The organism is Streptomyces yokosukanensis (genome assembly GCF_001514035.1).
Lineage (GTDB): Bacteria > Actinomycetota > Actinomycetes > Streptomycetales > Streptomycetaceae > Streptomyces > Streptomyces yokosukanensis.
This window is the reverse complement of the sequence record NZ_KQ948215.1, coordinates 40,028-64,936: the sequence shown is the minus strand read 5'-3', so window position 1 is coordinate 64,936 and position 24,909 is coordinate 40,028. Positions and strand designations below refer to the sequence as shown.

The window sequence follows — 24,909 nt, the reverse complement described above, 5'->3', positions numbered from 1 at the left end:
CGCCACGCGTCAGGCAGAGGCCGCCCGGTCCGGGGCTCGTGCGGCCGGGTACTGCGCTCTGGAGCACCCCAACGGCGGGGCGTCCTGCACTCGCTCGCCTGGCCATGGTGGGCCGCATCGGGACTTCTACAACGGCCGACAGTCCGTGACGGACGCGTCCGGCACTGGGTGGGTCGAATAGACGCCGTGCCCGACGTGGACGCCGATCGCGTCGGGCACGGGCACAACTCCGGCGCCTTGCGGGCGTCGGCGATTAGAGCACGTCAGCCGAGTGAACAGGAGTAGGCAATGACCCTGAAGAACGCCCTCCGCACCACCGTGGCGAACGACCCCGAGGAAGACGACGGTCAGGGCGGCAACCCGCCGACCGGTGATTCCGACGACGGCCGCGGCTACTAGGAACTGACTGTCGGCCCCCGCCCGTACAGTGGCGGGGGCCGACACCCCACGGACAGATCGGAAGGGCGCACCGATGGCGAAGGACATGAGCGGCACAGGCAGGGTCACGATCTTCCCGCTCCTCCATGACTGGGAGACCAGCAGCAGGTGCGTCCTGGTGTACACGACTGCGGACAACGGTATGACCGCCGTCCTCGGTGTCATCCCTGTCGAAGGCAACGTCCATGAGCCGGGCGACCTGTTCGCGCTGGCTGGCCGGCACGGTTTCATCGGCGAGTGGAAAGGCTCGCACGAGCAGCGGTGTGGGTGCTGGCTGGTGGCTACGGGGGCAGGTTCGCGGATGGTGCGGAAGGCGGGGACGATCGAGGTTCCTCAGACTGAATGGTCGCTGGACATGGTCCGGTCAGTCGATCTGGATGGAACGTATGCGGGGCATGTGCGGGTTGCGGCGGGGCGGATGACGCTGGCTGATGCGGAGTTGATGGAGCGGGCTCGCGCGCTCGTGCCCGTTCCGGCGGTGCCGGTAGTGATTGCGTAGCCGTTCATGCTGGCCCCACTCGTCTGCTGCCCCCGTGGCGGATGGGTGGGGCCTTGTCGTGTCAGCGGACGAGGTCGGCGAGAGGGACGTCGAGGGCGTCGGCGATGAGCAGCAGGTGATCCAGCAGGGTGCTGTGGGTGCCTTGCTCGATCCGGTTGATCGTTTTGCGGTCGAGGCCCGTCAACTCGCCTAAGGCTTCTTGGCTGAGTTGACGGCGCCCGCGAGCTGCGCGGATGGCGTCCCCGACGGCCTGGCGGCGGGTGAGTACCCAGGCGGGCAGGGGATCGGATGGCACGCATACACGCTGGTCAAGATCTTGATCGTTGTCTGTACCATCGTTGGTACAACGTGAGTGCGCTTTCTGGCCAACGCGCAACCCTTGCGAGATCAAAACACCCGTTCGAGTGACGTGATTCTTGACTTATTGTCAACAGGGAACCCGCATGTCAAGGATTACGTGCACCGATCAAGTACTCGACCGAAAACGCCAATTACCAGCAAGTGAGACATAGCGCCATGACCGATGAGCAGTCCCGGCCCCACCCTGGACCCCTCACCGACCTCCAGAGGGCCCGCATCGACTTCGCCCGCCGCGACCTGGAGTACACGCGCGCCGAAGACCTCGCTCAACTCGACGCCGCCGGCCTCATCCTCATGATCGAGCGCCTCCGGACCCGACTCGACGACATGCTCCAACTCATCGACGAAACAACTGGGCCCAGAGACCGGCCCAACTAAGGACGGGTCCAGAAACACATAGCGTCGTCCAGCAGCGTGCCGTCCATGTCGGTGACGATCAGGCGGATGTCGGCGGGCAGGCCGGGATGGTCCAGGAGGGGCACGGGCGTGGCGGACATGGCCTGCTTCCGGTCGGGGCGGCGTACCGGTCCAGTGTTCCTCATCCACCGGTACGTCCCGGAGCCGCTCCGAACCGCCCGCAGTGCGCGTTTTCCGGGACAGCGCGATCAACGGGCGGCACAATGGCGCTGTGGCCACGATGGAGTTCCGGAACGCCGACGCCACCCCGCCGATCACCGCCCGCGGCCGTGCGGAGACCGCCCGCTTCTTCGACGGCCCGGAGCTGACCGAGCCGGTTCCGGTGCTCTGTTCGCAGTGGCGTGCCGGGCAGGCGTCCGCCGCCGCGGTGCCACGGTTCGGCGCCGTGTCCGTGAAACCCTGACGCCGCACCGGCGGACCCCGCCGAGGAGGACGTATGGCCGAGGAGGACGTATGACCACCCTTGCCGACCCCGTGCCCGGCGGGCGCCCGGAGGAGCGGCACCGGGCCGTCGGGCTCTCGGCCGATCTGGCCGCGCGGGACGTGCACGGGATCGTGCTCGCCTACGTGGACACCGCGGGCGTCTGCCGGGTGAAGACGGTCCCGACGGCCCGGCTGGAGGCGGCCGTGTCCCGGGGGGTCGGCATGTCCCCGGTGTTCGACACGTTCCTGGCCGACGACTCGGTCGTCACCACCGACGTCCTCGGCTCCCCCGACGGCGACCTGCGGCTCTATCCGGACCTGGACCAGCTGGTGGTCCTGTCCGGGCAGCCCGGCTGGGCCTGGGCGCCGGTGGACCGGATCACCCAGGAGGGCGCCCGGCACCCCGGCTGCGCCCGGACCTTCCTGCGCCGGATCGTCACCGAGGCGAGCGAACGGCACGGCCTCGCCTTCAAGGCGGCGATCGAGATCGAGTGGGCGGTCGGGCTCGGTTCGGCGCCGGCCGGCGAGTTCGTGCCGGCGGTGTCCGGACCGGCGTACGGCGCGACCCGCCAGGTCGAGCTGAGCGACTACACCGCCGATCTGCTCGCCGCGTTCGCCGCGCAGGACGTGGCCGTCGAACAGCTCCACCCCGAGTACGCGGCCGGGCAGTTCGAGGTCTCGGTCGGCGCGCTGGACCCGGTGGCGGCGGCCGACCGCAGCGTGCTGGTCCGCCAGACGATCCGCGCGCTCGCGCAACGCCACGGCCTGCGGGTGTCGTTCGCCCCCGCGGTGTCCGCCGAGGGTGTCGGCAACGGCGGCCATCTGCACCTGTCCTGCTGGCGTGCCGGCCGGAATCTGCACGCGGGCGGCGAGCGCCGGTACGGCATGACGCCGCAGGCGGAGTCCTTCGCGGCCGGCGTCCTGGCCCGCCTACCCGCGCTGACGGCGGTGACCGCGCCGAGCCCCGCCAGCTATCTGCGGCTCAAGCCCTCCCAGTGGGCCGGGGTGTTCACCGGCTGGGGCCGGGAGACCCGCGAGGCGGCGCTGCGGCTGGTCACCGGCACGGCGGGCCACGGCGCGCAGGACGCCAACATGGAGGTCAAACCGGTCGACCTGGCCGCCAACCCCTATCTCGCCCTCGGCTGCGTCATCGCCGCCGGCCTCGACGGCATCGGCTCCCACCGCGACCTCCCCAAGGAGATCACCGGCGACCCGGCCCGGTACGGCGCGGACGAGGCGGCGGCCCTCGGTGTACGACGGCTGCCGTGCTCGCTGCCGCAGGCCGTCGAGGAGTTCCGGGCGGACCCGGTGCTGCGGGCCGCGCTCGGCCCGGTCCTCGCTGACGCGGTGACCGCCGTGCGGCTCGGCGAGGCGGCGGCCGCCCGGGGCCTGGACGACGCGCGGGTGGCGGCGGCCTACCGCTGGGTGTACTGACCATGGCCGCGCCGGGACCGGTCCACGAGGCCCTCGCCGAGCTGGAGCTGGTGGACCACCACTGCCACGGCGCGGTGACGGCGGACCTCGCGCCCGAGGAGTTGGCCTCGCTCCTCACCGAGGGCGCGGCCTGGCCCGGTGTCTCGCCCTTCGACTCGCCGGTCGGCGTGGCCGTTCGCCGTCACTGCGCCCCCCTGCTGGACCTCCCCCGGCACGCGCCCCCGGCCGACTACGCGGCCCGCCGCTCCGCCCTGGGCTGGCAGGAGGTCAATCGCCGCTTCCTGACCGCCGCGCACGCCGAGGCGTTCTTCGTCGACACCGGCCACACCCCGCTCCCGCTCACCTCCCCCGCCGAACTGGCGGGGGCCGCGGACGCCGCCGCCTACGAGGTCGTACGCCTGGAGCAGGTGGCGGAGGCGGTGGCCGCGCGGGGCGTGGAGCCGGACGCGTACGCGACCGCGTTCCGTACGGCCGCCGAGGAGGCCGTACGGCGGCCGGGGGTGGTGGCGGTGAAGTCGGTCGCCGCCTATCGCACCGGCTTCGCCCTGGACCCGGCGCGCCCGGCGGACGCCGAGGTGACCGGGGCCGCCCGGCACTGGCTCACGGCCGGCGGCCGCCTGAGCGACCCGGTCCTGACGCGGCACCTGCTGTGGACCGCCGTGGACCTCGGTCTGCCGCTGCAGCTGCACACCGGTTTCGGGGACGCCGATCTGCGGCTGCACCACGCCGACCCGGCCCTGCTGACCGACTGGCTGCGGCTGACCTGCGGCACGATCCCCGTCCTGCTGCTGCACTGCTGGCCGTACCACCGCCAAGCGGCCTATCTGGCCTCGGTGTTCGAGCACGTGTACCTGGACGTCGGTCTCGCCCTGCACCACACCGGCCCGGCCCGCTGCCGGGCCGTGCTGGAGGAGGCGCTGGAGATCACCCCGTTCCGCAAACTTCTCTACAGCTCCGACGCCTACGGAGTGGCCGAATTCCATCACCTCGGCGCCCTGTGCTTCCGGCACGGGCTCGCCGATCTTCTCCAAGTCCGTGTCGACGCCGATGAGTTGAGCCTGTCCGACGCGCTGCGGATCGCGGCCTGGACCGGCCGCGACAACGCCCGACGCCTGTACGGCCCCCTCGTGTCCGCCGCGGCCCGCGATCCCAGCGGGCGCCCCACCCGGAAAGTATGATCAAGCAATGTCTGACATGACCGAGACGACGCCCGGCTGGCTGTCCACGGACGAGCTGGAAATGGCCAGGGCCCGGATGCCGATCCTGTACGTCGAGGCCGTTCCCGTGCGCGTGGACGACAGCGGCGAAGTCACCAGCATCGGGCTGCTGCTGCGCATCGGCCCGGACGGGACGGTCAGCCGGACCCTGGTGTCCGGCCGCGTCCTGCACCACGAACGGGTCCGCGACGCCCTGCTGCGCCACCTGGAGAAGGACCTCGGCCCGGTCGCGCTCCCCCGCATCCCCACCTCGCTCCAGCCCTTCACCGTCGCGGAGTACTTCCCGACGGCGGGCATCACGCCGTACCACGACCCGCGCCAGCACGCGGTCTCCCTCGCCTACGTCGTCCCGGTGACCGGCGACTGCCGCCCCCGCCAGGACGCCCTGGACCTGGTCTGGTTCAGCCCCCAGGAGGCCGCCTCCCCGGCCGTCCAGAGCGAGATGCCGGGCGGGCACGGAGTCCTGCTGAGGCAGGCGCTGGCGCACATCGGGGTGGCGATCTGAGGGGCCGCGCTCCGGATGGCCCACCCGGGCCGCGGCCGGCACCTCACCGCCGCAAGGTTTCCGCAAGGCGGCGGCAAGCCTTCCGTCCGCGCGTGCGGGCAGAGCCACGGTGGACAGCCCGTGAGGGACTCGCGAGAGACAACGGGGGTACACCGTGTCGGCAGTGGGTTTACACGCTGAACGGTCGGCTGCTGGACGCCAGTGGCCGACACTGCTCGGGCGCAGGACGGTCCTGACCGTCGCGCACACCATCACGTACGCGAAACGACTCGTCGACATTCTGTCGTTGCTGGAGGACGACTTCCGGGTCCAGGTGGCGTTCACCGCGCCGCCGCACGTCTTCGGCGACGAGGTACCGCACTTCCTCGAACGGCTGGGCTGCGCGGTTCTGCCCTGGGAGGAGGCGGTCCGCACATCCTTCGACGTGGCCGTCGCGGCCGGGCCGAGGGGCGTCGAACGCCTCGCGGCCCCCTTGATCACCCTGCCGCACGGCGCCGGCTATCTCAAACGCCTGTGCTCGGGTCCCGAAGCCGGGGTGTTCGGGCTGCGCCGGCAGGACGTCGCCCCGGGCGGGAAGCTGCCCGCCGCCGTGGTCGTGCCGCATCGGGCCGACCTCGCCGAGCTGGCGGAGCACTGCCCCGAGGCCCTGTCCCTCGCGCACGTCGTGGGGGATCCGGCGTACGACCGGATCTCCGCCAGCCTTCCGCTGCGCGGCGCGTACCGCCGGGCCCTCGGGCTGCGGGACACGGAGAAGCTGGTGGTCGTCGCCTCCACATGGGGGGCTCGCTCGTCGTTCGGCCACTTCACGGCGCTGCTGCCCCGCCTGCTCACGGAACTGCCGGGCGAGGGCTACCGCTGTGTCGTACTGGCCCACCCGAACGTGTGGTCGGGGCACGGGGCCTGGCAGGTCCGGTCCTGGCTGGCACGCTGCGCCCGGTCCGGTATCACCCTGGTGCCGCCGGAGGCGGACTGGCGCAGCGTGCTGATCGCCGCGGACCTGATCATCGGCGACCATGGATCGGTCACCCTGTACGGGACGCTGACCTCGGCGCCGCTGCTGCTCGTGACCTCACCGGCGCAGGAGATCAACCCTGCTTCCCCGGCCGCCGCCCTCGCCCTCACGGCACCGGCTCTGTCGCCCGTTCATCCACTCGTGGACCAGCTCGAGTACGCGGCCACCGAATACCGCCGGGAGGAGTACGCGGCGATCAGCGCGCGCATCACCTCCGAACCGGGCCGGTTCAACCGGAACATGCGCAGGCTGCTGTACCGGATGCTGGGGCTGGGACAGCCCGCCCACGCGCCGGTCACCGTCCCGCTGCCCGCACCGCCACCGCTCGACGCCTGGTCCCGGACCGGCCGCGAGGCGCCGGTATGAACGGCTTCGTCGTCGTCAGGCTGCTGGGCGGCGCCGCGGACGCCGTCGCCCCGCCTCCGTCGTACCGCCGCCTCCAGGACGCGGATCCGGTCCTGCGGCTGAGCATGGGGCCGACACCGGACGGGGACGACGTGGTCGCCGAGGCCGGACCGGTGCGGCGCGGACGCGGCCCGGACCGGGACGTTCCGGGGCCCGCGACCGACGAGCACTTCACCGCGGACGCCGAGGCGTGCTTCGGGCGGCGGCTGGCCTGCGCCGACGTGCTGTACGCGAGGCGGCCACGCTCCCTGGCCGCGGCGGTGCGCTGGCTGGCCGAGGTGAGGGCACGTCAACCGGCCTGCGGGCTTGCCGCGGCGCCGGTGGCCGACGGCGGGTGGCTGGCCGTGTCCGGGAGCACGCGCGGAGCCACCTCGACGGTCCTGGCCGCCGCGGTCCCGCCCGACCAGCCCCTGCTGGCGTCCTGTCTGCACGCGTGGGTGGTCTGCGGATACTCGCTCGCCGAGCTGGAGCATGTCAGGCCGGCTGGTGGCGGCGTCATGGCAGCGGTACCGCTCGCTCCAGGCGGCGGGCGTCCGCGGGGCTGGTGACCTCGTACAGGGAGCGGGCCTGCGCGACATGGGCGCGGGCCTGCTCCCGGTTCCCGTGCGCGTACGCGCTCTGCCCCAGCATCTCCAGGGTGCGCGCCTGCCAGTGGAGGGCACCCGAGGCACGGAACACCTCAAGGGCCTCAAGCATCTGCCGGGTGCCGCGGGAGTGGTCGCCGCCCTGGGCCCGGGCCCGGCCGAGGAAGGCCAGGGCCCGGGCCGCGTCGTGCGGATCGGCCACGTCGACCAGCGCGTCATGGGCCTGGGCGAAGAGCGGGACGGCCCGGCCGGGTTCCTGCTGCCCCAGGGCGATCTCGCCGAGAAGGATGCGGGCGAGCGCGACTCCGCGCGGATAGCCGCACTCCTCCCACGCGCGTACGGCCAGGTTCAGATGGCTCAGAGCCTCGTCCGGGCGGCCGGCGTCGAGTGCGCAGCCGCCGAGCCCGTGCAGTGCCTGGCCCTCGTCCCGGGTGTCACCGGCGGCGCGGGCGGCCGCCAAGGACCTCGCGTACCAGTCGGCCGCCTCGTCGGTCCGGCCCGCCGCGGCCAGGCCGATCGCGCCCGAGTTCAGCATCTGGCGCTCGGCCTCGGCGTGGGCGTCGCCGCGTGCCGCCGCCAGGCCGATGCGGTGCGCCTCGATCCACAGGTCGTAGTGGCGCAGCCGGAGGAACAACGGCCACATGGCGTCGACGAGTTGCCAGGCTGTGGCGTGCCAGCCCCAGTCGGCAGCGGCGCGCAGCAGGGACATGAGGTGGTTGCGGTGTGCGTCGAGCCAGTCGAGGGCACCGTGCTCGTCGGTGAAGGGCGCGGGCAGCGGGGACGGATGAGCATAGGTCCTGGGAAGAGTGAACTGGGCGGGGGTGATGAGCTGTTCGGCCGCGGTGGCCGTCCGCAGATACCAGTCGGTCACGCGCCGCAGCGTCCGGTCCCGGCCGTCCTCGCTCTCGGCGCTGTGCGCACAGGCTCGGGCGTGGACCCGTACGAGATCGTGGAAGCGGAAGGTGTCCGGGCCGATGTCCTCCACGAGGTTGGCCTCGGTCAGCTCGTCCAGCCGGCGCTGCGCCCACTGCTCGGACTCCGCGCAGGCGGCGGCCGCCGTACGGGCGTCGAAGGTGGGCAGGGGGAGCATGCCCAGAGTGCGATAGAGGTGGGCGGCCGGCGGGTCCAGTACGGCGTACGAGGCGTCCAGGGCCTTGCTCACGGTGTTCTCCCCCTCGATCTCCAGGGCGGCCAGGCGGTCGGTGTCCTGCGCGAGGGAATCGGCCAGGGCGGCGATGGGCTGGCGCGGGCGGGAGGCGAGCCGCGCGGACGCCAGGCACACCGCGAGCGGCAGTCCGGCGCACAGCGACACCACCCGACGCACCGCGGACAGTTCACCGGCCACCCGTTCCTCGCCGACACCGCGCGTGAGCAGTTCCATCCCGGCGGCCTGTCCCAGTGCCTCCAGCCGGAAGAACGCGGCTCCGTCGAGGCGCAGTCCGGTCAGCCGCTGCCGGCTCGTGACGACCACGAGCCCACCGGATCCGCCCGGCAGCAACGGCCTGATCTGCGCGGCCGTGAACGCGCTGTCCAGCATGACGGCGAGCCTCAGCCCGGCCGTGACGGTCCGCCACAACGAGGCCTTCTCGGCCATGCCGACGGGCGGGGAAGCAAGGCCCAGGGCCCGCAGGAACTGACCGAGGACCGCGTCCGGATCGGTCGGCCCGTCCGCCGAGTGACCGGCGAGGTCCGCGTACAACTGACCGTCCGGGAAGGCGGGTTCACGGGTGTGCAGCCAATGGGACACCAGGGTCGTCTTGCCGATTCCGGCCGCGCCGTTGACCACGATCAGGCGCGGTGACGTGGCACCGTCCGGATCCGCTCCGAACAAGGCGTCCAGTTCGTCGAGTTCGGATCTTCGATTGGTGAAATGGGCAGGCACACGCAGAAGTTGGCGGGGAATAGGCATCGATTCCGCTTGGGCCATGTGCACATGGATGCCGCCATGGACGTCCCGGGCCTGCACCGTCGGCCCGGACAACCGGGCCGCCCCCGAGATGGTGTTGTGGACCGCCTCGCCCCGACCCCCGTCGCCGGCCGCTCCCATCCGCGCCCCCCGCCCGCCGCCGTATCCGTCGCCCACCCCCTACCCCGGCGGCGGCGCCCGCCATTCGGCCGACCGCGCGGGTTCGTCTCCTGAGGAAGGCAATTCGGCCAGGGGTGACATCTCGTCTGGCGGTGTACACCACTTCCTGTCATGCTCTTCGCCCCACGTGACACCTTGCTCCCTGTCCTGTTCATCGAATCGGCGGATCAACGGGAGGCGCCGGTGGAGGTTGAGCTACTCGGCCCGGTGGGTCTGCGGGTGGACGGCACGCGGATGGAGATCGGATCGGACAAGGAACGGATCCTGCTGGCCTCGCTCGCCCTGGAAACGGGACGGCCGCTGGCCCTGGAGACGCTCATCGACCGGCTCTGGGACGGAGATCCGCCGCCGCACGGCCGCGCGAACACCCACACGTACGTGTCCCGGATCCGCCGTCGGCTCAGAGCGAGCGCGGGAGCGCCGGACACGGCCCGGATCGTCGGCCGGGCCCACACCTACACGCTGGAGGTCACCCGGGAGTCCGTGGACTGGCATGTGTTCCAGCGGTTCGTGAGCCAGGCGGGCACGGTGGCGGCCGAGGGCGACGACCGTCGGGCGGTCGGCCTGCTCGACCGGGCGGAGCACCTGTGGCGGGGCGACGCCCTCGCCGGGCTGCCCGGACCGTGGGCGCGGAGCATGCGCAGGACCATGGCCGAGCGGCGGCTCGCCGCCACCGTGTCCCGGACGGCCGCGCTGCTGCGCCTCGGCCGCTTCGCGGAGACCGTCGGCGAACTGTCGGCGCTCGTGGACCGGCATCCGGGCGACGAGACCCTGGCCGGCCAGCTGATGCTGGCGTACTACGGCACGCATCGCTACGCCGACGCCCTGCGGGTGCACCAGGAGGTGCGGGGGTTTCTGCTCGCACAGTACGGTTCACGGCCCGGCGCCGAGCTGAACCGTGTCCACCACGCAATCCTCGAGCGGCTGCCCGCCGCCGACATCGTTCACGGCCCGTCGACTCCCGCCTCGCCGACGACGGCGGCGCCGGGGCGTCCTGCGGCGACCGCGGCTCCGCGCAACCTCCCCCGGCAGCCACTGCTGATCGGCCGGCGCGAGCAGCTGCGGCTGCTCACCACGGCCGTCGAATCCGCGCCCGCGCGGGGAGCCGTCGTCAGCCTGGAAACGGTCAGCACCGTCAGCGGCATGCCGGGGGTCGGCAAGACGGCCCTCGCCGTGCACAGCGCGCATCTGCTGGCGCGGGGGTTCCCCGACGGCCAGCTGTATCTGAACCTCAGGGGACATGACCCGGCGCAGGAGCCGCTCGGCGCCGGGGAGGCGCTGGCCGCGCTGCTTCGGCTGCTGGGCACGCCCACGGAGACCATTCCGGCCGAGCTGGAGGGCCGCACGGCACTGTGGCGCACCGTGCTGGCCGAGCGCCGGGCCGTGATCGTGCTGGACGACGCCGCGGACGCAGAGCAGGTCCTGCCCCTGCTGCCGGGCCACTCGCCGTCCTTGACGATCATCACCAGCCGACGCCATCTCACCGGTCTCACCCAGGTCCGGCACATCCCGCTGGACGTGCTGCCGACCGACGACGCGATCGCGCTGTTCCGCGCCTTCGCCGGTGAGGAGCGCGCTCAGGACGTCCAGGAGATCACTCGGATCGTGCGCCTCTGCGGCCATCTGCCGCTCGCGATCGAGCTGGTCGCGAGCCGGTTCCGGATGCGCCCCGCGTGGACGCCGGCGACGTTGACCGACCGGCTGCTGCGCACCGACAGCCGGCTGAGCGAGCTGCGGGACGCCGACCAGGACATGGTCCGGGTGGCCTTCGACCTCACCTATCAGGCGCTGTCCGAGGAGCAGCGCACGGCGTTCCGCCGCCTCAGCCTCCACCCCGGCCCGGACTTCACCGCGGAGGCCGCAGCCGCCGCCCTGGACCTGCCGACGGCTCGGGCGGAACGCATGCTGGAGTCCCTGCTGGCCTGCCATGTGCTGCGCGAACCCGTGCCGGAGCGGTACCAGTACCACGACCTGCTGCGGGAATACGGTCTGTCCCGGGCTATGGCGGACGACAGCGAGGAGGACCGTGCGGACGTCTTGCGCCGGCTGACGGACTTCCACCTCGCGGCCGCCGACCACGCCGACCGGATGGCCTATCCCCGCCGCAGCCGACCGGGTCCGGCGCGGGCCGCGCGGTGGCAGCTCCCGCGGCTGAACGACGCCGTGGCGGCACGGGCGTGGCTGTCCGTGGAGCGGCCGAACCTGCTGGCGGTGGAGCGGCATTGCCGCACCCACGGCCGCGCGGAGGAGGGCGCCCGACTCGCCTATTCCATCACGGAGTTCCTCGACTCCGAATGCCACTGGCAGGAGGCACGGACCGTCCTCGAACCCGCGGCCGCCCATTGGAGCCGGACCGGGAACGAATCCGCCCTGTGCCGCACCCTCGGCCACCTGAGCGCCGTACACGCACACACCGGTCAGTACCCGGAAGCCGCGCGAATCGGCGAACAGGCCCGGAACATCGCCCGGCTGACCAAAGACACGGAGGCGGAGGCCGAGACACTGCGCACGCTGGGCACCCTGAAATGGCACGAGGGAGACCACCGAGCGGCGCTGTCCCTCTTTCAGCGGTCCTTCGCGCTCAAGATGATTTCCGGGGACAGCTGGGAATACGCGCGTGGCCACAACAACATAGCCGTGACCTTGCTCTTCCTCGGCGAACACGGCAGAGCGCTGGAGCACTTCGAGAAGGCGGTCCACGGATTCACCGCGACGCATGACCACACCTCGCTGGGAAAGACCCTGAACAATATCGGCGATCTGCACATGCGAACCGGCGCCATCGAATCGGCACGGCGATCCCTCGAAGAAGCACTGTCCATTCTCGATTCCTCCGGAAACCGGTACGACCGGGCGACGGTCAAGGGCAGTCTGGCCGACGCGCTCACCACCTCGGGGGACATCACTGCGGCGCTCCGGCTCTACCAGGAGACGCTCGCCGAATTCCGGGCGCTCGGAGATCCCAAGAGCCAGGCCGACACGCTGATCGGGCTGGGACAAGCCCTCCAGAAGTCGGGCGACCCCGAAAGGTCCGTCCGCCACCTGCGCGCCGCCCTGGACATCGCCCACGGACTCGGCGCCGCCCACCAGGAGGCCCAGGCAGCGCGCTGCCTCGGCGAGACCTACCGCACCCTGGGCCGATTCGCGGATGCCGTGGAACACCTGAGCACAGCCGTCCGTCTCGCCGACCGCACCCATGACGCGGGCGAGCTGGCGGCGGCGCAACACGCCCTCCGGGAGACAAGGATTGAGCAAGGAGAGAATGTTACGGACAAGTAGGTGATCAAATTCGATCAACAGAAGTCATCCATCGACCACTTCGCGATCGACGTATGACTTTTCACACGATCCGATTTCCTGCGCTATCCTCCCGGTGAAGATCAACGATCACTGGAAGGACCGCACGTTCCGTGAACAGAACGCGCCTGCTGGTGGGCGGTATCGCACTTCTCGCAGCAGTGGGTCAGCTGTACCTGTCGACGCCGGACAACCCGGCCGGCAAGCCGCCGTCCATCGCCATGGTGAGCGCGGACAGATGCATCATCATCTGACACATCACCATCTGACACATCAGCATCTGCCATAGGAGTCCGCACCGGGGTGGCCGCGACGGCCACCCCACCGTACACCGAGGGGCGTACACCCCCGGGTGGCGCACCCGGCTCACACATTCTTCCAGGTCGCACCGCATGCGACCAGGACTTCCCGGCAGGCGTTCAGGTTGCGTTCAGGCTCGTCGGCCCGTGTGGCAACACCTGCACCAGAAGCCCCAAAACAACGGCAAAGAGGGCTGGGTGATCAGCACTCGCGCATGCGAGGGTGCGAGCCATGAGCGCAGAGCACGTCCTGGACGACCGGCCCCGCTCGCACACTCGCGCGCGCATACGCGAGAGTGCGAACAAGGTGCCGGAGGTGACCGTCTACTTCTGGATCATCAAGGTTCTCACCACCGGCATGGGCGAGACCGCCTCCGACTTCCTGGCCCACCTGCTGGGCCCGATCCCGGCGGTCGGCCTCGGGGGCCTCGCCCTCGCGGCGTCCCTGGTCCTCCAGTTCGCCGTCCGCCGGTACATGGCCTGGATCTACTGGACGGCCGTCGTCATGGTCAGCGTGTTCGGCACGATGGCCGCCGACGTGCTGCACGTGGGCCTCGGCGTCCCGTACACCCTGTCCACCCCGCTCTTCCTCATCGCCCTCGCGGCCGTCTTCGCCCTCTGGTACGCCAGCGAGCGCACCCTGTCCATCCACTCCATCCGCACGCGCCGCCGCGAGTTCTTCTACTGGGGCGCCGTCCTCGCCACGTTCGCCCTGGGCACCGCCGCCGGTGACCTCACCGCCACCATCGGTCTCGGCTACCTCGGCTCGGTCGTCCTGTTCGCCGTCGCGATCTGCGTCCCGGCCGTCGCCCACCGCATGCGCCTGCTGGGCGCGGTCGCCGCGTTCTGGACGGCATACGTCATCACGCGCCCGCTCGGCGCGTCCCTCGCCGACTGGATGGCCCTGCCGGGCAGGCGGGGCGGCCTGGCCTGGGGGCTGGGACCGGTGACCCTGTCCTGGACCGCGGCGATCGTCGGCTTCGTGGTGTTCCTGGCGCTGTCGCGACGGGACACCGAGCCGGCCCACTGAAGCGGTCCGACCTGACGGGGGGCCGATTCCCCGGCCCCCCGAATTCCGCCCGGTTCCGTTCCTCCGGCAACACCCTTCTCCCGATGGCCTGTTGACGGCACATCAGGCACGGCCCGAACGCGCCAAACCCGCGGTACGCCACGCGGGGGCGGCGCTCGTCGCCGTATCGTGGGGCTGCAGACACCGACCAGGGGGTACGTCGATGGACCCGATCACCGCGGCGGCGCTCACCTCGCTGGCCGGCAGCCTCGGCGGCGAAGCCGGACGGAACGCCTGGCAGGGACTGGCCGAGCTGGTCCGCCGCCCCTTCCGCCGCGCGGCGGGCGAGGAGTCCGGCGACCTCCCCGGGATCGGCTCGGGCGAGGCGGAACTGGCCGCACTGCGGGGCGACCCGGACAACGCCGCACACGCCCAGGCCCTGGCCACCGCGCTCGGCGTACGGGCGGCTCTCGACGGCGAGTTCAGGGTGCTGCTGGAGGAGTGGTGGCAGGGCGCCGCGCCGGCCTCTGCCGACGGAGACGCGCACAACACGATCAGCGGAGGCGTCCAGAACGCTCCGGTCGTCCAGGGCCGGGACTTCTCCGGCCTCACGTTCCACCTGGGCCAGAAGTGATGCGGTCCCCGTGACGCGCGCCCCGACCTAGGCAGTGGTGTCCACGTCCGACCGTGGCGCCTCCGTCGGCGTCGCGGGTGTCGCGGCGGACGTCGTGCCTTCGGCCGCCGCCCCCGTCGGGGAGTCTGCGGATCCGGTCCTCGACGATCCGGCCGTCGTCATGCACGAGCGTGGTCCTTCCAGGGGTCGTACGCGGGGTCCGGTGCGGGGAGCCGGATGGTGTCGCGGACACCGCCGGGCCAGGTGACGTGGGCGACGAGGTCGGTGCCCTCCCGCCCGGTGGCCACCTCGGGCAGGGCGAGGGGATCGCCGCCGCCGAGGTGGATCAGGGCGACATGGACGGCGCCCCGGACGGGCGGACCCTCGGTCTGTACGACGGGGGTCATGGAGGCGGTTCCGAGGGCGTTGCTGTCGGCGCCGGGTACCAGGCCGGCTCGGGGCAGCCCGCACGTACCGACGACGGACGACACCAGCCCGCCCGCGCCTTCCGCCCGAGCGGCCGAGCCGTCGACGGACCCGGCCCGGTCCGTTCCGACGGCCACCGCCCACCCGCCGATCCGCAACACCTGCCCGGCCGCGTCGTCCCCGTCCCCGGGGTCGACGCGCACGGCGCGCACCTCGACCGATCCGCGCAGCGCGGAGCCGACCGTGATCCACGGGCCGAGGGCATAGCGGGTGTCGGGCCCGCCGAACACGTCCCAGGTCGCGTCCTTCATCCAGTGGGCGCGGCTGCGGGAGACGGCCGTGGTGTCACCGATGCTGACCCGGGTGGCCGGGCGCCGGTGCGAGGCACGGCCTGCGGCGTCGAGCAGCACCACCGCGTTGTCGAGCGGGTCGGCGTCCGCGCTGCCGCCGGCCACGGTCGGGTCGCCGGGTGTTTCGGGCGCGGTGTGCGTGGAGTACGCGAAGCGCGCGTATCCGGGGTCGTCGGCGTGCGGGCGGGTCGGGTCCGTGTGGTCGCCGCCATGGTTGACGACGCGGACGACACCGTCGGCGGCGGTGCCGGAGACCAGCCAGCCGGGCGTGGCCAGCGAGGTCGTGAAATCGCTTCTCTCGACGGCGAGTTGGGCATCGCCCTCGGACCACACGGGGTGGTGGGGCGGCAGCGCGAGGCCGATGAAGCCCTTGCTCGCCCAGTACGGCGAGGCAGGCCCCGAGTACCCCTGGAGGATGCCGCGGAAGGGCCGGTGCCAGCCGAGGGTGAGCAGGCCCCGCGTGTCCAGGGCTCCGTGGCCGCCGAAGTGGTCCAGCATGCGGGTCGCGAGCGCGCGGGTCTCCCCCGGTGCCAGCGGCGTGGCGTCGAAGAGCGCGCCCGTCCACACCGACGCGAGGGCTGCGTGGCGGTAGGTGAGCGAGCGGCCCTGGATCAGGGGCGAACCGTTGGCGCCGACCAGCAGCCGCTGGTCCGCCAGGAAGCGGTGCAGCCGTGCCCGGTAGCGGTCGAGCAGTCCGTGCGGTGCGGCATCGCCGAGGATGCGGCAGAACCACAGTGGGTACAGGTGCATCGCCCAGCCGTTGTAGTGGTCGAAGTTGCGGTGCTCGGCGCCGGTCAGGCCGTCGGAGTACCATCCTTCGCCCGCGTACCAGGCGTCGGTCAGCGCGATGATCCGGTCGAGATCCTGCCGGAGCCAACTGCCGCCCACCGTACGGGCGAACGCCTCGGTGACGCCCTGGAACCAGATCCAGTTGTTGCCGGGCATCGCGTCGCCGACCATCGGCGCGAGCCAGTGGAGCACGTTCTGCCGGACACGGTCGTCGAGCCGGTCCCAGATCCACGGCCGGGTCTCGTGCAGCGCGAGCGCGACGGACGCGGCCTCGACCTTGGCCTGGTTGGACTCGGCGAACGTGGGCCAGCGCCCGGGGTGGTTCGGATCGGTGCCCGCGGCGAGACCGGCCGCGTACCAGCCGGCGAGGTCGTGCGGATCGTCCCCGGCGGCTCCGGCGAGCCGGAAGGCGGCCAGCAGCAGGGTCCGGGCGAACCCTTCCAGTCCGTCGCTGTGCGCGCCGTTGTGGCTCGGCACACCGGGCAGGTGGATCAGGGCATGGTCGGCGGCGGCGTACGGACGGACGGCGAGCAGCATCCGGTCGGCGGTCCGTTCCCAGTGGGCGCGGTCTTCCGTGGGAGTGCGGTTCATCGGTGACGGACCTCCCAGGCCTGTCGAACGCGCGGCGGATCCGGTAGCCGCGCGTAGGTGGTGTAGCAGTCGTTCCCCGCGACGGGCGCGTAGGCGTTCAAGACGGTCACCCGCCGCCGGACCAGTCCTTCACCGACGCTCTTGTCCACACCGCGGCCGACACCACATGGTCCCGGGAAGTGGCCCGAAAACAGCAAAGAGGCCGTTGAAAAACGGCCTCTCACCTGTGACGTTCGATCAATCGAACAGTCGGGACGACAGGATTTGAACCTGCGACCCCTTGACCCCCAGTCAAGTGCGCTACCAAGCTGCGCCACGTCCCGGTGCCGTTTGACCTGGGGTTTCCCCGGCTCAAACGCGCAGGGAAACAATACCGCACTCCACTCGGTGGTCGCGCCCCGCTTTCCCGGTTGACCTCAAGTTTGGTTGAGGTTGCACGATCATCGACATGACGATCGCAACGGACCACAGCCGGACGTACGGCTACGACGACCTGCCCGGACTGATGAGTCTCATGACGGGCGACGAGAAGCACGGACCGGCGGCCACCTCCACCCTGGACGTGCTCTGGGTGCTCTACGACCGGGTGCTCAGGGTCGCTCCGGAGCGCCGCGCGGACCCGGGCCGCGACAGGTTCCTGCTGAGCAAGGGGCACGGGCCCATGGCGTACTACGCGGTCCTGGCGGCGAAGGGCTTCCTCCCGGCCGACTGGCTGCCCGGCTTCGGGTCGTACGACTCCCCGCTCGGGCATCACCCGGACCGGGTACTGGTGCCGGGGGCCGAGATCGGCAGCGGGTCGCTCGGGCACGGGCTGCCGATCGCGGTGGGCAGCGCGCTGGGGCTGCGGGCGCAGGGGCTGCACGACCCGGCGGTGTGGGTGCTGATCGGAGACGCCGAGCTGGACGAGGGCAGCAACCACGAGGCGATCGCCTTCGCCGGGCCCGCCGGTCTGGAGCGGCTGCACACCGTCGTGATCGACAACTCCTCCGCCAGCCATGCCCGGCCCGGCGGGATCGCCGCCCGGTTCGAGGCGGCGGGCTGGTCGGCGGTGACCGTCGACGGGCGCGATCACGAGGCCCTGCACGCCGCGTTCACCGCTGCGCACCCGGGCCGGCCGCACGTCGTCGTGGCCCGCGTCGAGCCGAAGAACGCCTGACTCCCACCGATGCTCTGGAAGGGGCCCCCTTCATGGAAACCATGCGTGACCGTTTCGCCCCCGTCGTCTCCCGGCTGCTGGACGAGGACCCGCGCGTCGCGGTGGTCCTCGCCGAGATCGGCAAGGACGGCTTCCGCGAGACCATGGCCCGGCATCCCGACCGGGTCGTCAATGTCGGCATCCGCGAGCAGCTGCTGGTCGGAGCGGCGGCGGGGCTAGCGCTGACCGGACTGCGCCCCGTGGTGCACACCTTCGCCAGCTTCCTCGTGGAGCGGCCGTTCGAGCAGGTCAAGCTGGATCTCGGGCACCAGAACGCGGGGGCCGTGCTGGTGAGCGCGGCCGCCTCCTTCGACTGGCCGGCCGGCGGCTACACCCATATGGCGCCGGGCGACGTGGCCCTCCTCGACACGCTGGACGGCTGGACCGTGCATGTGCCCGGCCATCCGGACGAGGCCGAGACCCTGCTGCACCACGCGGTCGCCGCGGGCGACGACAAGGTGTACGTGCGGCTGTCCGCGCAGTCCAACCGGCAGGGTCGGGTGATCGACGGCAGGCACTTCGTCACGGTCCGCGAGGGCCGTCGCGGCGTGGTCGTCGCCGTGGGCCCGGTGCTCGACGCGGTCCTCGCCGCCACGCAGGGCCTGGACGTGACCGTGCTGTACGCGACGACCGTACGGCCCTTCGACGCGGCGGGCCTGCGCCGGGCCACCCGAGCGGCGGGCACCGATGTCGTGCTGATCGAGCCGTATCTCGCGGGCACCTCGACGGCCGCGGTGAGCGAGGCGCTCGCGGACGTACCGCACCGGGTCCTGGGCCTCGGCGTCGGCCGCCGCGAACTGCGCCGCTACGGAACCGTCGAGGAGCACACCGCCGCACACGGGCTGGACCCGGCCGGACTGCGCGAGCGGATCGGGCGGTTCGTGGGGGCGGCGGAGCAGGTGGGTGCCGGGGTGTGAGCGCGGGGTGTCCGTGCGTGTCGGGCGTGCGGGGCGGGCCTGCGTGTACGCCCAATGGCCCGGCCCCGGGCCGGTCGCCGACCACGGTGGGGAGCCGTCAGCGGGCGGGCGCGCTCGGATCAGCTCCGACCACGTCGATGTCGGCTCTGACCAGGCTGATGTCGGCTCTGACCAGGTTGCGTATCGCGGGGATCGCGAGCAGGGTCGCGGCCACCACCAGGCTGGTCGCGGCGGAGATCAGCAGGACGTGGCCGACGCCGAGCGCGTCCGCCGCCGGGCCCGCCAGCGCCTGGCCCACCGGCATCATCGCGAGGGAGCCCGCCACGTCGTAGGCGTGGATACGGTTGAGGACGTCGGCGGGGACCTGCGTCTGCACGCTGGTCGCCCACATCACGCCCCAGAACGACATCCCGGCGCCCGCCACGGCCGCTCCGGCCGCCATCGCCGACACCCCCAGGCCCGCACCGACAGCGGCGGGGAAGCCGACGAAGGCGAACAGCGCGAGTGCGCCCGCGCGGAGCATGCGGCGGGGGCGCAGCCGCAGGGCCATCAGGCCGCCGACGACCGTGCCCGCGCCGAGGGCGGAGTTGATCAGGCCGTAGGCGCGCGGGCCATGCTGCTGGACGACCTCGGTGGCCACGAGCGGGACGGTCGGACCCCAGACGGCGATCATGTACAGACACCAGACGGCGATCACGCCCCACAGCCAGCTCCGGGACCGGAACTCCCGCCAGCCCTGGACCAGATCCACCCGGAAGGCACGCATCCCACGGCCGGAGACGGCGCGGACGCCCTCGGGGAGCGGCGGCAGCCGGAGCAGCAGCAGGCACAGGGCGCTCGTCGCGTAGGTGGCGGCGTGCGCGGCGAACACCCCGCCGGGCGAGGCGAAGCCGACCAGGAGGCCGGCGACGGCCGGGCCGGCGAGCTGGGCGGCGGACTCGGCTGTGCGGATCGCGCCGTTCGCGCCCTGGATGTCGGCGGCCAGCCGGGGCACCGTGCTTGCCACGCCGGGTTGGAAGACCGCTCCCGCCACGCCGTTGACGAAGCCGATCGCACAGATCTGCCACAGCACCACGTGCCCGGTGAAGAACAGGCACGCGGCGAGGGACTGGGTGACGAGCCGGACGAGATCGGCGCCGATCATCAGCCTGCGGGTGCTGATCCGGTCGGCGACGACCCCACCGAGGACGACGAGCCCGGCGAACGCCGCCGCGGTCGAGGCCATGGCGAGGCCGACCGCTCCCGCGCCGTACCCGTGCTCCAGCAGGCCCGCGGCGAGGGCCACGGGCAGCATGGTGTCGCCGAGGCGGGCGACAGCCCGGGCCACGAAGAACAGCGCGAAGTCGCGTGACCAGAGGGCTCGCCCGCCGGCCTCGGTCCCGCGCGCCGCCCGCGTGGTGGTGTCGTCCCGTGCGTCCGTGCCTGTCACCGCGGATGCCCCCTCCCACCGACCCACGTGGTGTCCCGCCCCGTCCCACTCGCGGCGCGCCGCGCGGGATCATGCCACGCGCGGCTCGCGCGCACGGGGAATTTCACTCCCCGGACGGCAGCCCCAACTCGGGGTAGGCGTCCAGGAGTCGGGGCGAGGCGGCCTGCCGCCAGGAGTCGGCGAGGATGTCACGCAGCTCGTCCTCGCCGTCCAGCGCGGCGAGCCGGGCTCTGACCCAGGCGAACTGGACCTCGTGGTCCGCGATCCAGAACTTCTCGGGCTCGGCCCTCACCAGTTCGTCGCGCTCCTCCTTGGGGCAGCGCACGGCGATGGACGTCTCGTCCTCGGGCAGGGTCGCGAACATCTTCCCCGCCACCCGGAACGTGGGCATGCTCCAGGCGGTCTTCTCCGTGGTGTCCGGCAGGGACAGGGCGATACGGCGTACGTCTTCGGCATCCGGCATGCAACGCACCGTAGCCCCTGCCACTGACAGCCACCCGCCCAGGCGCTCGACGGACGACGCAGGCCTCACGGCTGCTGCGCGGCCCGTCCCAGCGCTTGAAGCACCGGGCGGATCAGCGGGTGCCCCTCGGCTCCGCGCCGTACGGCGGCGAAGACGCGGCGGGTCGGGGCCACGCCGTCGACGGGGCGTACGACGACGCCGGTGAGGTCCATGCCGTTCAGCGCGGAGCGCGGTACGAGGGCCACGCCCGCGCCGGCCGACGCGAGGGCGACGACGGCGCGGAAGTCGTCCGAGGAGTGCTCCAGGCGGGGCTGGAAGCCGGCGCTCTCACACGCGAGTACGACCACGTCGTGGCACGGGTTGCCGGGGTACGGCCCGATCCAGGGGTCCTTGGCCAGCTCGGCGAGGGGCACCTCCGCGCTGTCCGCGAGGCGGTGACCGACGGGGACGACCGCGTCGAACGGCTCGGCGTACAGCGGGACATGGGTGAGCCGGGGGTCGTCGGCGGGCGGGGCGCCGCGGTACTCCACGGCGACCGCCACATCGACCTGCCGGTCCAGCACCATCGGCAGGCTCGCATCGCCCTCCGCGTCCTGGACGCGGATGCGGATGCCGGGCGCGGTGTGCGCGAGCCGGGCCACCGCCGGGGCCACGACCTGGGCGATGCCGGTCGCGAAGGCCGCGACGGTGACCGTGCCGGCCTCGCCGGAGCCGTAGGCCGCCAGCTCGGCCTCGGCACGCTCCAGCTGGGCGAGGACCGCGTTGGTGTGGCTGAGCAGGATCTCGCCGGCCGGGGTGAGCCGTACGCCCTTGGCGCCGCGCTCGACCAGACGGTGGCCGGTCTCCTGCTCCAGGGCCGTCAGCTGCTGGGAGACGGCCGAGGGGGTGAGGTAGAGCGCGGCGGCTGCCGCGGTGACCGTGCGGTGGTCGGCCACCGCACGGAGGATGTGGAGCCGCCGTGCCTCGATCATGCCCTCAATTATCGCAAGGCGTCGGTGCTGGTCAGACCGCCAGCTCGGCGCGCGCCGCGATGAACGCGTCGACCGCGCGGTTGACGTCGTCCGTGGAGTGGGCGGCGGAGAGCTGGACGCGGATGCGGGCCTGGCCCTGCGGGACGACCGGGTAGGAGAAGCCGATCACGTACACGCCGCGCTCCAGCAGCAGCTCGGCCATCCGGCCCGCCTCGGCCGCGTCGCCGATCATCACGGGGGCGATGGCGTGGTCGCCGGGGAGGATGTCGAAGCCCTCCTCGGTCATCCGGCGGCGGAAGAGCGCGGTGTTCTCGTTCAGGCGGACGCGCAGGTCGTCGGCGGACTCCAGCAAGTCGAGGACCTTCAGGGAGGCGGCGGCGATCACCGGGGCCAGGGTGTTGGAGAACAGGTACGGCCGCGAGCGCTGGCGCAGCAGGGCGACGATCTCGGCGCGGGCGGCGACATAGCCGCCGGAGGCGCCGCCGAGGGCCTTGCCGAGGGTGCCGGTGATGATGTCGACGCGGTCCATGACGCCGTGCAGCTCCGGGGTGCCGCGGCCCGACGGGCCGACGAAGCCGACGGCGTGCGAGTCGTCGACCATGACCATCGCGTCGTGGCGGTCGGCGAGGTCGCAGATCTCGCGCAGCGGGGCGACGTAGCCGTCCATGGAGAAGACGCCGTCGGTGACGATCAGCTTGCGCCGGGCGCCGCCCTCGGTGGCCTCCTTGAGCTTGGCCTCGAGGTCGGCGAGGTCGCGGTTGGCGTAGCGGAAGCGGCGGGCCTTGGACAGGCGGATGCCGTCGATGATGGAGGCGTGGTTGAGGGCGTCGGAGATCACCGCGTCCTCCTCGCCGAGCAGGGTCTCGAAGACACCGCCGTTGGCGTCGAAGCAGGAGGAGTACAGGATCGTGTCCTCCTGGCCGAGGAAGGACGACAGCCGGGCCTCCAGCTCCTTGTGCACCTCCTGGGTGCCGCAGATGAAGCGGACGGAGGCCATGCCGTAGCCCCAGCGGTCCAGGGCCTCGTGGGCGGCGGCGATCACCTCGGGGTGGTCGGCGAGGCCGAGGTAGTTGTTGGCGCAGAAGTTGAGGACCTCGCCGGGGCGGCCGCCTGCGGTGACGCCGACGGTCGCGGACTGCGGGGTGCCGATGACCCGCTCGGGCTTGTGCAGGCCGGCGGCGCGGATCTCGTCGAGGGTGGCGCGCAGATCGTCGCGGACGGTCTCGAACATGGGGGTCTCTCCTGAAGGTGCGTGCTGGGCTGGGGAGTTGCGCGTGCTTCGGCTGACGCCGTCCGTCTCACACGGTCCGGATCGCGCGGTCCGGCTACGCGGTCCGGTTTACGCGGTCCAGTCCAGGATGACCTTGCCGCCCTTGCCGCTCGCGGCGTCGGCGAAGGCCGCCTCGAAGTCGCGGTAGCCGTACCTGCCGGTGATCACGGGGGCGAGGTCCAGACCACCCTCCAGCAGCACCGACATCGCGTACCAGGTCTCGAACATCTCCCGGCCGTAGATGCCCTTGACGGTGATCATCGAGGTGACGATCCGGGACCAGTCGACCGAGAACTCCTCGGAGGGCAGGCCGAGCATGGCGATACGGCCGCCGTGCGTCATGTTGGCGATCATGTCCCGCATGGCCTCGGGGCGGCCGGACATCTCCAGGCCGATGTCGAAGCCCTCGCGCAGGCCCAGCTCGCGCTGGCCGTCGGCGATGGTGGTCCGCGCGACGTTCAGGGCGAGGCTCGCACCGATCTTGCGGGCCAGTTCCAGGCGCTCCTCGCTGACGTCGGTGATCACGACGTTGCGGGCGCCGGCATGCCGGGCCACGGCGGCGGCCATCAGGCCGATCGGGCCCGCGCCGGTGATCAGGACGTCCTCGCCGACCAGCGGGAAGGACAGCGCGGTGTGCACGGCGTTGCCGAACGGGTCGAAGATCGCGGCGACGTCGAGGTCGACGGGTACGCGGTGCACCCAGACGTTGCTCGCGGGCAGGGCGACGTACTCGGCGAACGCTCCGTCGCGGCCGACACCGAGGCCGATGGTGGCCCGACACAGGTGACGGCGGCCGGCCAGGCAGTTGCGGCACTTGCCGCACACCAGATGGCCCTCACCGCTGGCTCGATCCCCTATGCGGATGTCGGTCACGTCGCGGCCGACCTCGACGACCTGCCCCACGAACTCGTGCCCGACCACGAGCGGCGTACGGATCGCCTGCTGCGCCCAGCCGTCCCAGGCCCGGATGTGCAGGTCGGTGCCGCAGATACCGGTCCGCATGACCTTGATCAGTACGTCACCGGGGCCGATCTCGGGCTCCGGGACGTCCGTCAGCCAGAGCCCGGGCTCCGCCTTCTCCTTGACCAGCGCCTTCACGAGTGCGGCTCCTGTGGGTGAGGTCCCGGCCCGCGGGCAGACGTGAGGGGCCCGCACCGGGTCAGAGGGGTGGAATCACCCTGCAATCTGCCGTATCCGTGGGCCGCGGGTCCATCGAGCTTTTCTTAACCGCCGCCTCAGCTTTCCTTCACGCCCCAGGTACCGGACCTGGAAGCATGCCGTCGCCCGTCACAGAGGCAGACCGTCCTCGGCGCTCCGTTCGAGTCGTACGACGAGATCGGCGGCCAGCGCCTTGATGGTCTCCAGACCGGATCTGCCCCAGGCCCGGGGCTCGGTGTCGGCCGCGCACACGGTGCCGAGCGCCATGCCGGAGCTGTCGATGAGCGGGGCACCGAGATAGGAGCGGATGCCGTACTCGTCCACGACCGGATTCCCGGCGAACCGCGGATAGTCCCGGACGTCCTCGAGGACGAGCGCCTTACGGCGGACCACCACATGGGGGCAGAACCCATGGTCCCGCGGCAGTACCCGGCCGAACTCCGGTCTGCTGCCGTCCTCCCTCAGGACCGGCGCGATGGCCGGTACACACAGGCCCGCGAAGAACTGGTGGCCCTGACCGATGAAGTTGACCATCGCGTAGGGGGCTCCGGTGAGCCGGGCGAGATGGTCGGCGAAGGAGTCCAGCGCCGGGTCGGGACGGTCCACCAGGCCGAGCAGACGCAACCGGTGGACACGGGCGGGGGCCTCCTTGTCCTCGGGAGTGAGCAGCAGACCCCGGACCGGACGGGGCGGCTCGTACGTCATGGCCGGGCTCCAGCTCTGTGGGCGTACCTCATATGGCGGCTCCGTGG

24 protein-coding genes and 1 tRNA gene are annotated in these 24,909 nt (G+C 72.1%); 14 read left to right on the top strand and 11 right to left on the bottom strand.

Going from position 1 to position 24,909, the window contains the following annotated elements; all coding sequences use genetic code 11:
- Window positions 1–472: 472 nt before the first annotated feature.
- Window positions 473–937: a hypothetical protein gene (locus tag AQI95_RS24535; protein ID WP_067127718.1), complete on the top strand. Its 465-nt coding sequence runs from the start codon at window positions 473–475 to the stop codon at window positions 935–937.
- Between the two features lie 61 nt (window positions 938–998).
- Here the strand turns inward: AQI95_RS24535 and AQI95_RS24530 are convergent, their stop codons facing one another.
- Complete coding sequence (locus AQI95_RS24530; protein WP_067127715.1) at window positions 999–1,232, bottom strand: helix-turn-helix domain-containing protein; 234 nt, start codon at window positions 1,230–1,232, stop codon at window positions 999–1,001.
- 221 nt (window positions 1,233–1,453) lie between these two features.
- Here AQI95_RS24530 and AQI95_RS24525 point away from each other — a divergent pair, with 221 nt between their 5' ends.
- Window positions 1,454–1,675 (top strand): hypothetical protein, encoded by a 222-nt coding sequence (locus tag AQI95_RS24525; RefSeq protein WP_067127712.1) that lies wholly within the window; start codon window positions 1,454–1,456, stop codon window positions 1,673–1,675.
- Here AQI95_RS24525 and AQI95_RS49880 read toward each other — a convergent pair.
- The gene (locus tag AQI95_RS49880) at window positions 1,672–1,794 is read right to left on the bottom strand and encodes a hypothetical protein (protein ID WP_279617023.1); all 123 of its coding nucleotides are present in this window, start codon (window positions 1,792–1,794) and stop codon (window positions 1,672–1,674) included. The genes AQI95_RS24525 and AQI95_RS49880 overlap by 4 nt on opposite strands.
- Before the next feature lie 131 nt (window positions 1,795–1,925).
- Between AQI95_RS49880 and AQI95_RS24520 the strand changes: the two genes are divergently transcribed.
- From AQI95_RS24520 to AQI95_RS46600, 6 genes are all read left to right on the top strand, one after another.
- The gene (locus AQI95_RS24520) at window positions 1,926–2,117 is read left to right on the top strand and encodes a class I SAM-dependent methyltransferase (protein ID WP_067127710.1); all 192 of its coding nucleotides are present in this window, start codon (window positions 1,926–1,928) and stop codon (window positions 2,115–2,117) included.
- Between the two features lie 50 nt (window positions 2,118–2,167).
- Window positions 2,168–3,571 (top strand): type I glutamate--ammonia ligase, encoded by a 1,404-nt coding sequence (locus tag AQI95_RS24515; protein WP_067127706.1) that lies wholly within the window; start codon window positions 2,168–2,170, stop codon window positions 3,569–3,571.
- A 2-nt stretch (window positions 3,572–3,573) separates the two neighbouring features.
- Window positions 3,574–4,749 (top strand): amidohydrolase family protein, encoded by a 1,176-nt coding sequence (locus tag AQI95_RS24510; RefSeq protein WP_067127703.1) that lies wholly within the window; start codon window positions 3,574–3,576, stop codon window positions 4,747–4,749.
- A gap of 16 nt (window positions 4,750–4,765) precedes the next feature.
- Complete coding sequence (locus AQI95_RS24505; protein WP_067127700.1) at window positions 4,766–5,293, top strand: NUDIX hydrolase family protein; 528 nt, start codon at window positions 4,766–4,768, stop codon at window positions 5,291–5,293.
- A gap of 154 nt (window positions 5,294–5,447) precedes the next feature.
- Window positions 5,448–6,671: a hypothetical protein gene (locus AQI95_RS24500; RefSeq protein ID WP_425264898.1), complete on the top strand. Its 1,224-nt coding sequence runs from the start codon at window positions 5,448–5,450 to the stop codon at window positions 6,669–6,671.
- Entirely contained in the window at window positions 6,668–7,258 is a 591-nt protein-coding gene (locus AQI95_RS46600; RefSeq protein ID WP_067127697.1) for a hypothetical protein, read from the top strand. The genes AQI95_RS24500 and AQI95_RS46600 overlap by 4 nt, the downstream gene beginning before the upstream one ends.
- Here the strand turns inward: AQI95_RS46600 and AQI95_RS24490 are convergent.
- Window positions 7,206–9,176, bottom strand: a complete 1,971-nt coding sequence (locus AQI95_RS24490) for a tetratricopeptide repeat protein (RefSeq protein WP_067127694.1) — start codon at window positions 9,174–9,176, stop codon at window positions 7,206–7,208. The genes AQI95_RS46600 and AQI95_RS24490 overlap by 53 nt on opposite strands.
- Window positions 9,177–9,563: 387 nt before the next feature.
- Here AQI95_RS24490 and AQI95_RS24485 point away from each other — a divergent pair, with 387 nt between their 5' ends.
- The 4 genes from AQI95_RS24485 (at window position 9,564) to AQI95_RS24475 (ending at window position 14,619) form a co-directional block, all read left to right on the top strand.
- Complete coding sequence (locus AQI95_RS24485) at window positions 9,564–12,659, top strand: AfsR/SARP family transcriptional regulator (RefSeq protein WP_244188834.1); 3,096 nt, start codon at window positions 9,564–9,566, stop codon at window positions 12,657–12,659.
- 131 nt (window positions 12,660–12,790) lie between these two features.
- Window positions 12,791–12,931: a hypothetical protein gene (locus AQI95_RS47410; RefSeq protein ID WP_159056563.1), complete on the top strand. Its 141-nt coding sequence runs from the start codon at window positions 12,791–12,793 to the stop codon at window positions 12,929–12,931.
- A gap of 277 nt (window positions 12,932–13,208) precedes the next feature.
- Window positions 13,209–14,006 carry a COG4705 family protein gene (locus AQI95_RS24480; protein ID WP_067127691.1) on the top strand — a complete coding sequence of 266 codons (798 nt, stop codon included), beginning with the start codon at window positions 13,209–13,211 and terminating at the stop codon, window positions 14,004–14,006.
- A gap of 202 nt (window positions 14,007–14,208) precedes the next feature.
- Entirely contained in the window at window positions 14,209–14,619 is a 411-nt protein-coding gene (locus AQI95_RS24475) for a hypothetical protein (RefSeq protein ID WP_067127688.1), read from the top strand.
- Window positions 14,620–14,777: 158 nt separating this feature from the next.
- Here AQI95_RS24475 and AQI95_RS24470 read toward each other — a convergent pair whose 3' ends face one another.
- Window positions 14,778–16,754, bottom strand: a complete 1,977-nt coding sequence (locus AQI95_RS24470; RefSeq protein WP_067127685.1) for a DUF2264 domain-containing protein — start codon at window positions 16,752–16,754, stop codon at window positions 14,778–14,780.
- A gap of 249 nt (window positions 16,755–17,003) precedes the next feature.
- Window positions 17,004–17,077: transfer RNA gene (locus AQI95_RS24465), tRNA-Pro, on the bottom strand.
- 125 nt (window positions 17,078–17,202) lie between these two features.
- On the opposite strand from AQI95_RS24465, the gene AQI95_RS24460 reads away from it, so the two are divergent.
- Both AQI95_RS24460 and AQI95_RS24455 read left to right on the top strand, forming a co-directional pair.
- Window positions 17,203–17,910, top strand: coding sequence for a thiamine pyrophosphate-dependent enzyme (locus AQI95_RS24460; protein ID WP_067127683.1), 708 nt, complete (start codon window positions 17,203–17,205; stop codon window positions 17,908–17,910).
- A 32-nt stretch (window positions 17,911–17,942) separates the two neighbouring features.
- Window positions 17,943–18,866: a transketolase family protein gene (locus AQI95_RS24455; RefSeq protein WP_067127680.1), complete on the top strand. Its 924-nt coding sequence runs from the start codon at window positions 17,943–17,945 to the stop codon at window positions 18,864–18,866.
- A 97-nt stretch (window positions 18,867–18,963) separates the two neighbouring features.
- Here the strand turns inward: AQI95_RS24455 and AQI95_RS24450 are convergent, their stop codons facing one another.
- The 6 genes from AQI95_RS24450 to AQI95_RS24425 all read right to left on the bottom strand — a co-directional run bounded on the left by AQI95_RS24450 (window position 18,964) and on the right by AQI95_RS24425 (window position 24,862).
- Window positions 18,964–20,295: an MFS transporter gene (locus tag AQI95_RS24450; RefSeq protein ID WP_067127677.1), complete on the bottom strand. Its 1,332-nt coding sequence runs from the start codon at window positions 20,293–20,295 to the stop codon at window positions 18,964–18,966.
- A gap of 103 nt (window positions 20,296–20,398) precedes the next feature.
- Entirely contained in the window at window positions 20,399–20,758 is a 360-nt protein-coding gene (locus tag AQI95_RS24445; protein WP_067127674.1) for an MmcQ/YjbR family DNA-binding protein, read from the bottom strand.
- A 65-nt stretch (window positions 20,759–20,823) separates the two neighbouring features.
- Window positions 20,824–21,729, bottom strand: coding sequence for a LysR family transcriptional regulator (locus AQI95_RS24440; RefSeq protein ID WP_067127671.1), 906 nt, complete (start codon window positions 21,727–21,729; stop codon window positions 20,824–20,826).
- Between the two features lie 31 nt (window positions 21,730–21,760).
- Window positions 21,761–22,960: a glycine C-acetyltransferase gene (locus AQI95_RS24435; RefSeq protein ID WP_067127668.1), complete on the bottom strand. Its 1,200-nt coding sequence runs from the start codon at window positions 22,958–22,960 to the stop codon at window positions 21,761–21,763.
- 108 nt (window positions 22,961–23,068) lie between these two features.
- Window positions 23,069–24,097, bottom strand: a complete 1,029-nt coding sequence (gene tdh / locus AQI95_RS24430; RefSeq protein WP_067127665.1) for an L-threonine 3-dehydrogenase — start codon at window positions 24,095–24,097, stop codon at window positions 23,069–23,071.
- Window positions 24,098–24,286: 189 nt separating this feature from the next.
- Window positions 24,287–24,862, bottom strand: a complete 576-nt coding sequence (locus AQI95_RS24425; protein ID WP_067127662.1) for a GAF domain-containing protein — start codon at window positions 24,860–24,862, stop codon at window positions 24,287–24,289.
- Window positions 24,863–24,909 lie beyond the last annotated feature (47 nt).

Coding starts and splice junctions, on each gene's coding strand:
- AQI95_RS24535 (WP_067127718.1), top strand. CDS start 473: ATGGCGAAGGACATGAGCGGCACAGGCAGGGTCACGATCTTCCCGCTC.
- AQI95_RS24525 (WP_067127712.1), top strand. CDS start 1,454: ATGACCGATGAGCAGTCCCGGCCCCACCCTGGACCCCTCACCGACCTC.
- AQI95_RS49880 (WP_279617023.1), bottom strand. CDS start 1,794: ATGTCCGCCACGCCCGTGCCCCTCCTGGACCATCCCGGCCTGCCCGCC.
- AQI95_RS24515 (WP_067127706.1), top strand. CDS start 2,168: ATGACCACCCTTGCCGACCCCGTGCCCGGCGGGCGCCCGGAGGAGCGG.
- AQI95_RS24510 (WP_067127703.1), top strand. CDS start 3,574: ATGGCCGCGCCGGGACCGGTCCACGAGGCCCTCGCCGAGCTGGAGCTG.
- AQI95_RS24505 (WP_067127700.1), top strand. CDS start 4,766: ATGACCGAGACGACGCCCGGCTGGCTGTCCACGGACGAGCTGGAAATG.
- AQI95_RS46600 (WP_067127697.1), top strand. CDS start 6,668: ATGAACGGCTTCGTCGTCGTCAGGCTGCTGGGCGGCGCCGCGGACGCC.
- AQI95_RS24480 (WP_067127691.1), top strand. CDS start 13,209: ATGAGCGCAGAGCACGTCCTGGACGACCGGCCCCGCTCGCACACTCGC.
- AQI95_RS24475 (WP_067127688.1), top strand. CDS start 14,209: ATGGACCCGATCACCGCGGCGGCGCTCACCTCGCTGGCCGGCAGCCTC.
- AQI95_RS24470 (WP_067127685.1), bottom strand. CDS start 16,754: ATGAACCGCACTCCCACGGAAGACCGCGCCCACTGGGAACGGACCGCC.
- AQI95_RS24460 (WP_067127683.1), top strand. CDS start 17,203: ATGACGATCGCAACGGACCACAGCCGGACGTACGGCTACGACGACCTG.
- AQI95_RS24455 (WP_067127680.1), top strand. CDS start 17,943: ATGGAAACCATGCGTGACCGTTTCGCCCCCGTCGTCTCCCGGCTGCTG.
- AQI95_RS24445 (WP_067127674.1), bottom strand. CDS start 20,758: ATGCCGGATGCCGAAGACGTACGCCGTATCGCCCTGTCCCTGCCGGAC.
- AQI95_RS24440 (WP_067127671.1), bottom strand. CDS start 21,729: ATGATCGAGGCACGGCGGCTCCACATCCTCCGTGCGGTGGCCGACCAC.
- AQI95_RS24435 (WP_067127668.1), bottom strand. CDS start 22,960: ATGTTCGAGACCGTCCGCGACGATCTGCGCGCCACCCTCGACGAGATC.
- AQI95_RS24425 (WP_067127662.1), bottom strand. CDS start 24,862: ATGACGTACGAGCCGCCCCGTCCGGTCCGGGGTCTGCTGCTCACTCCC.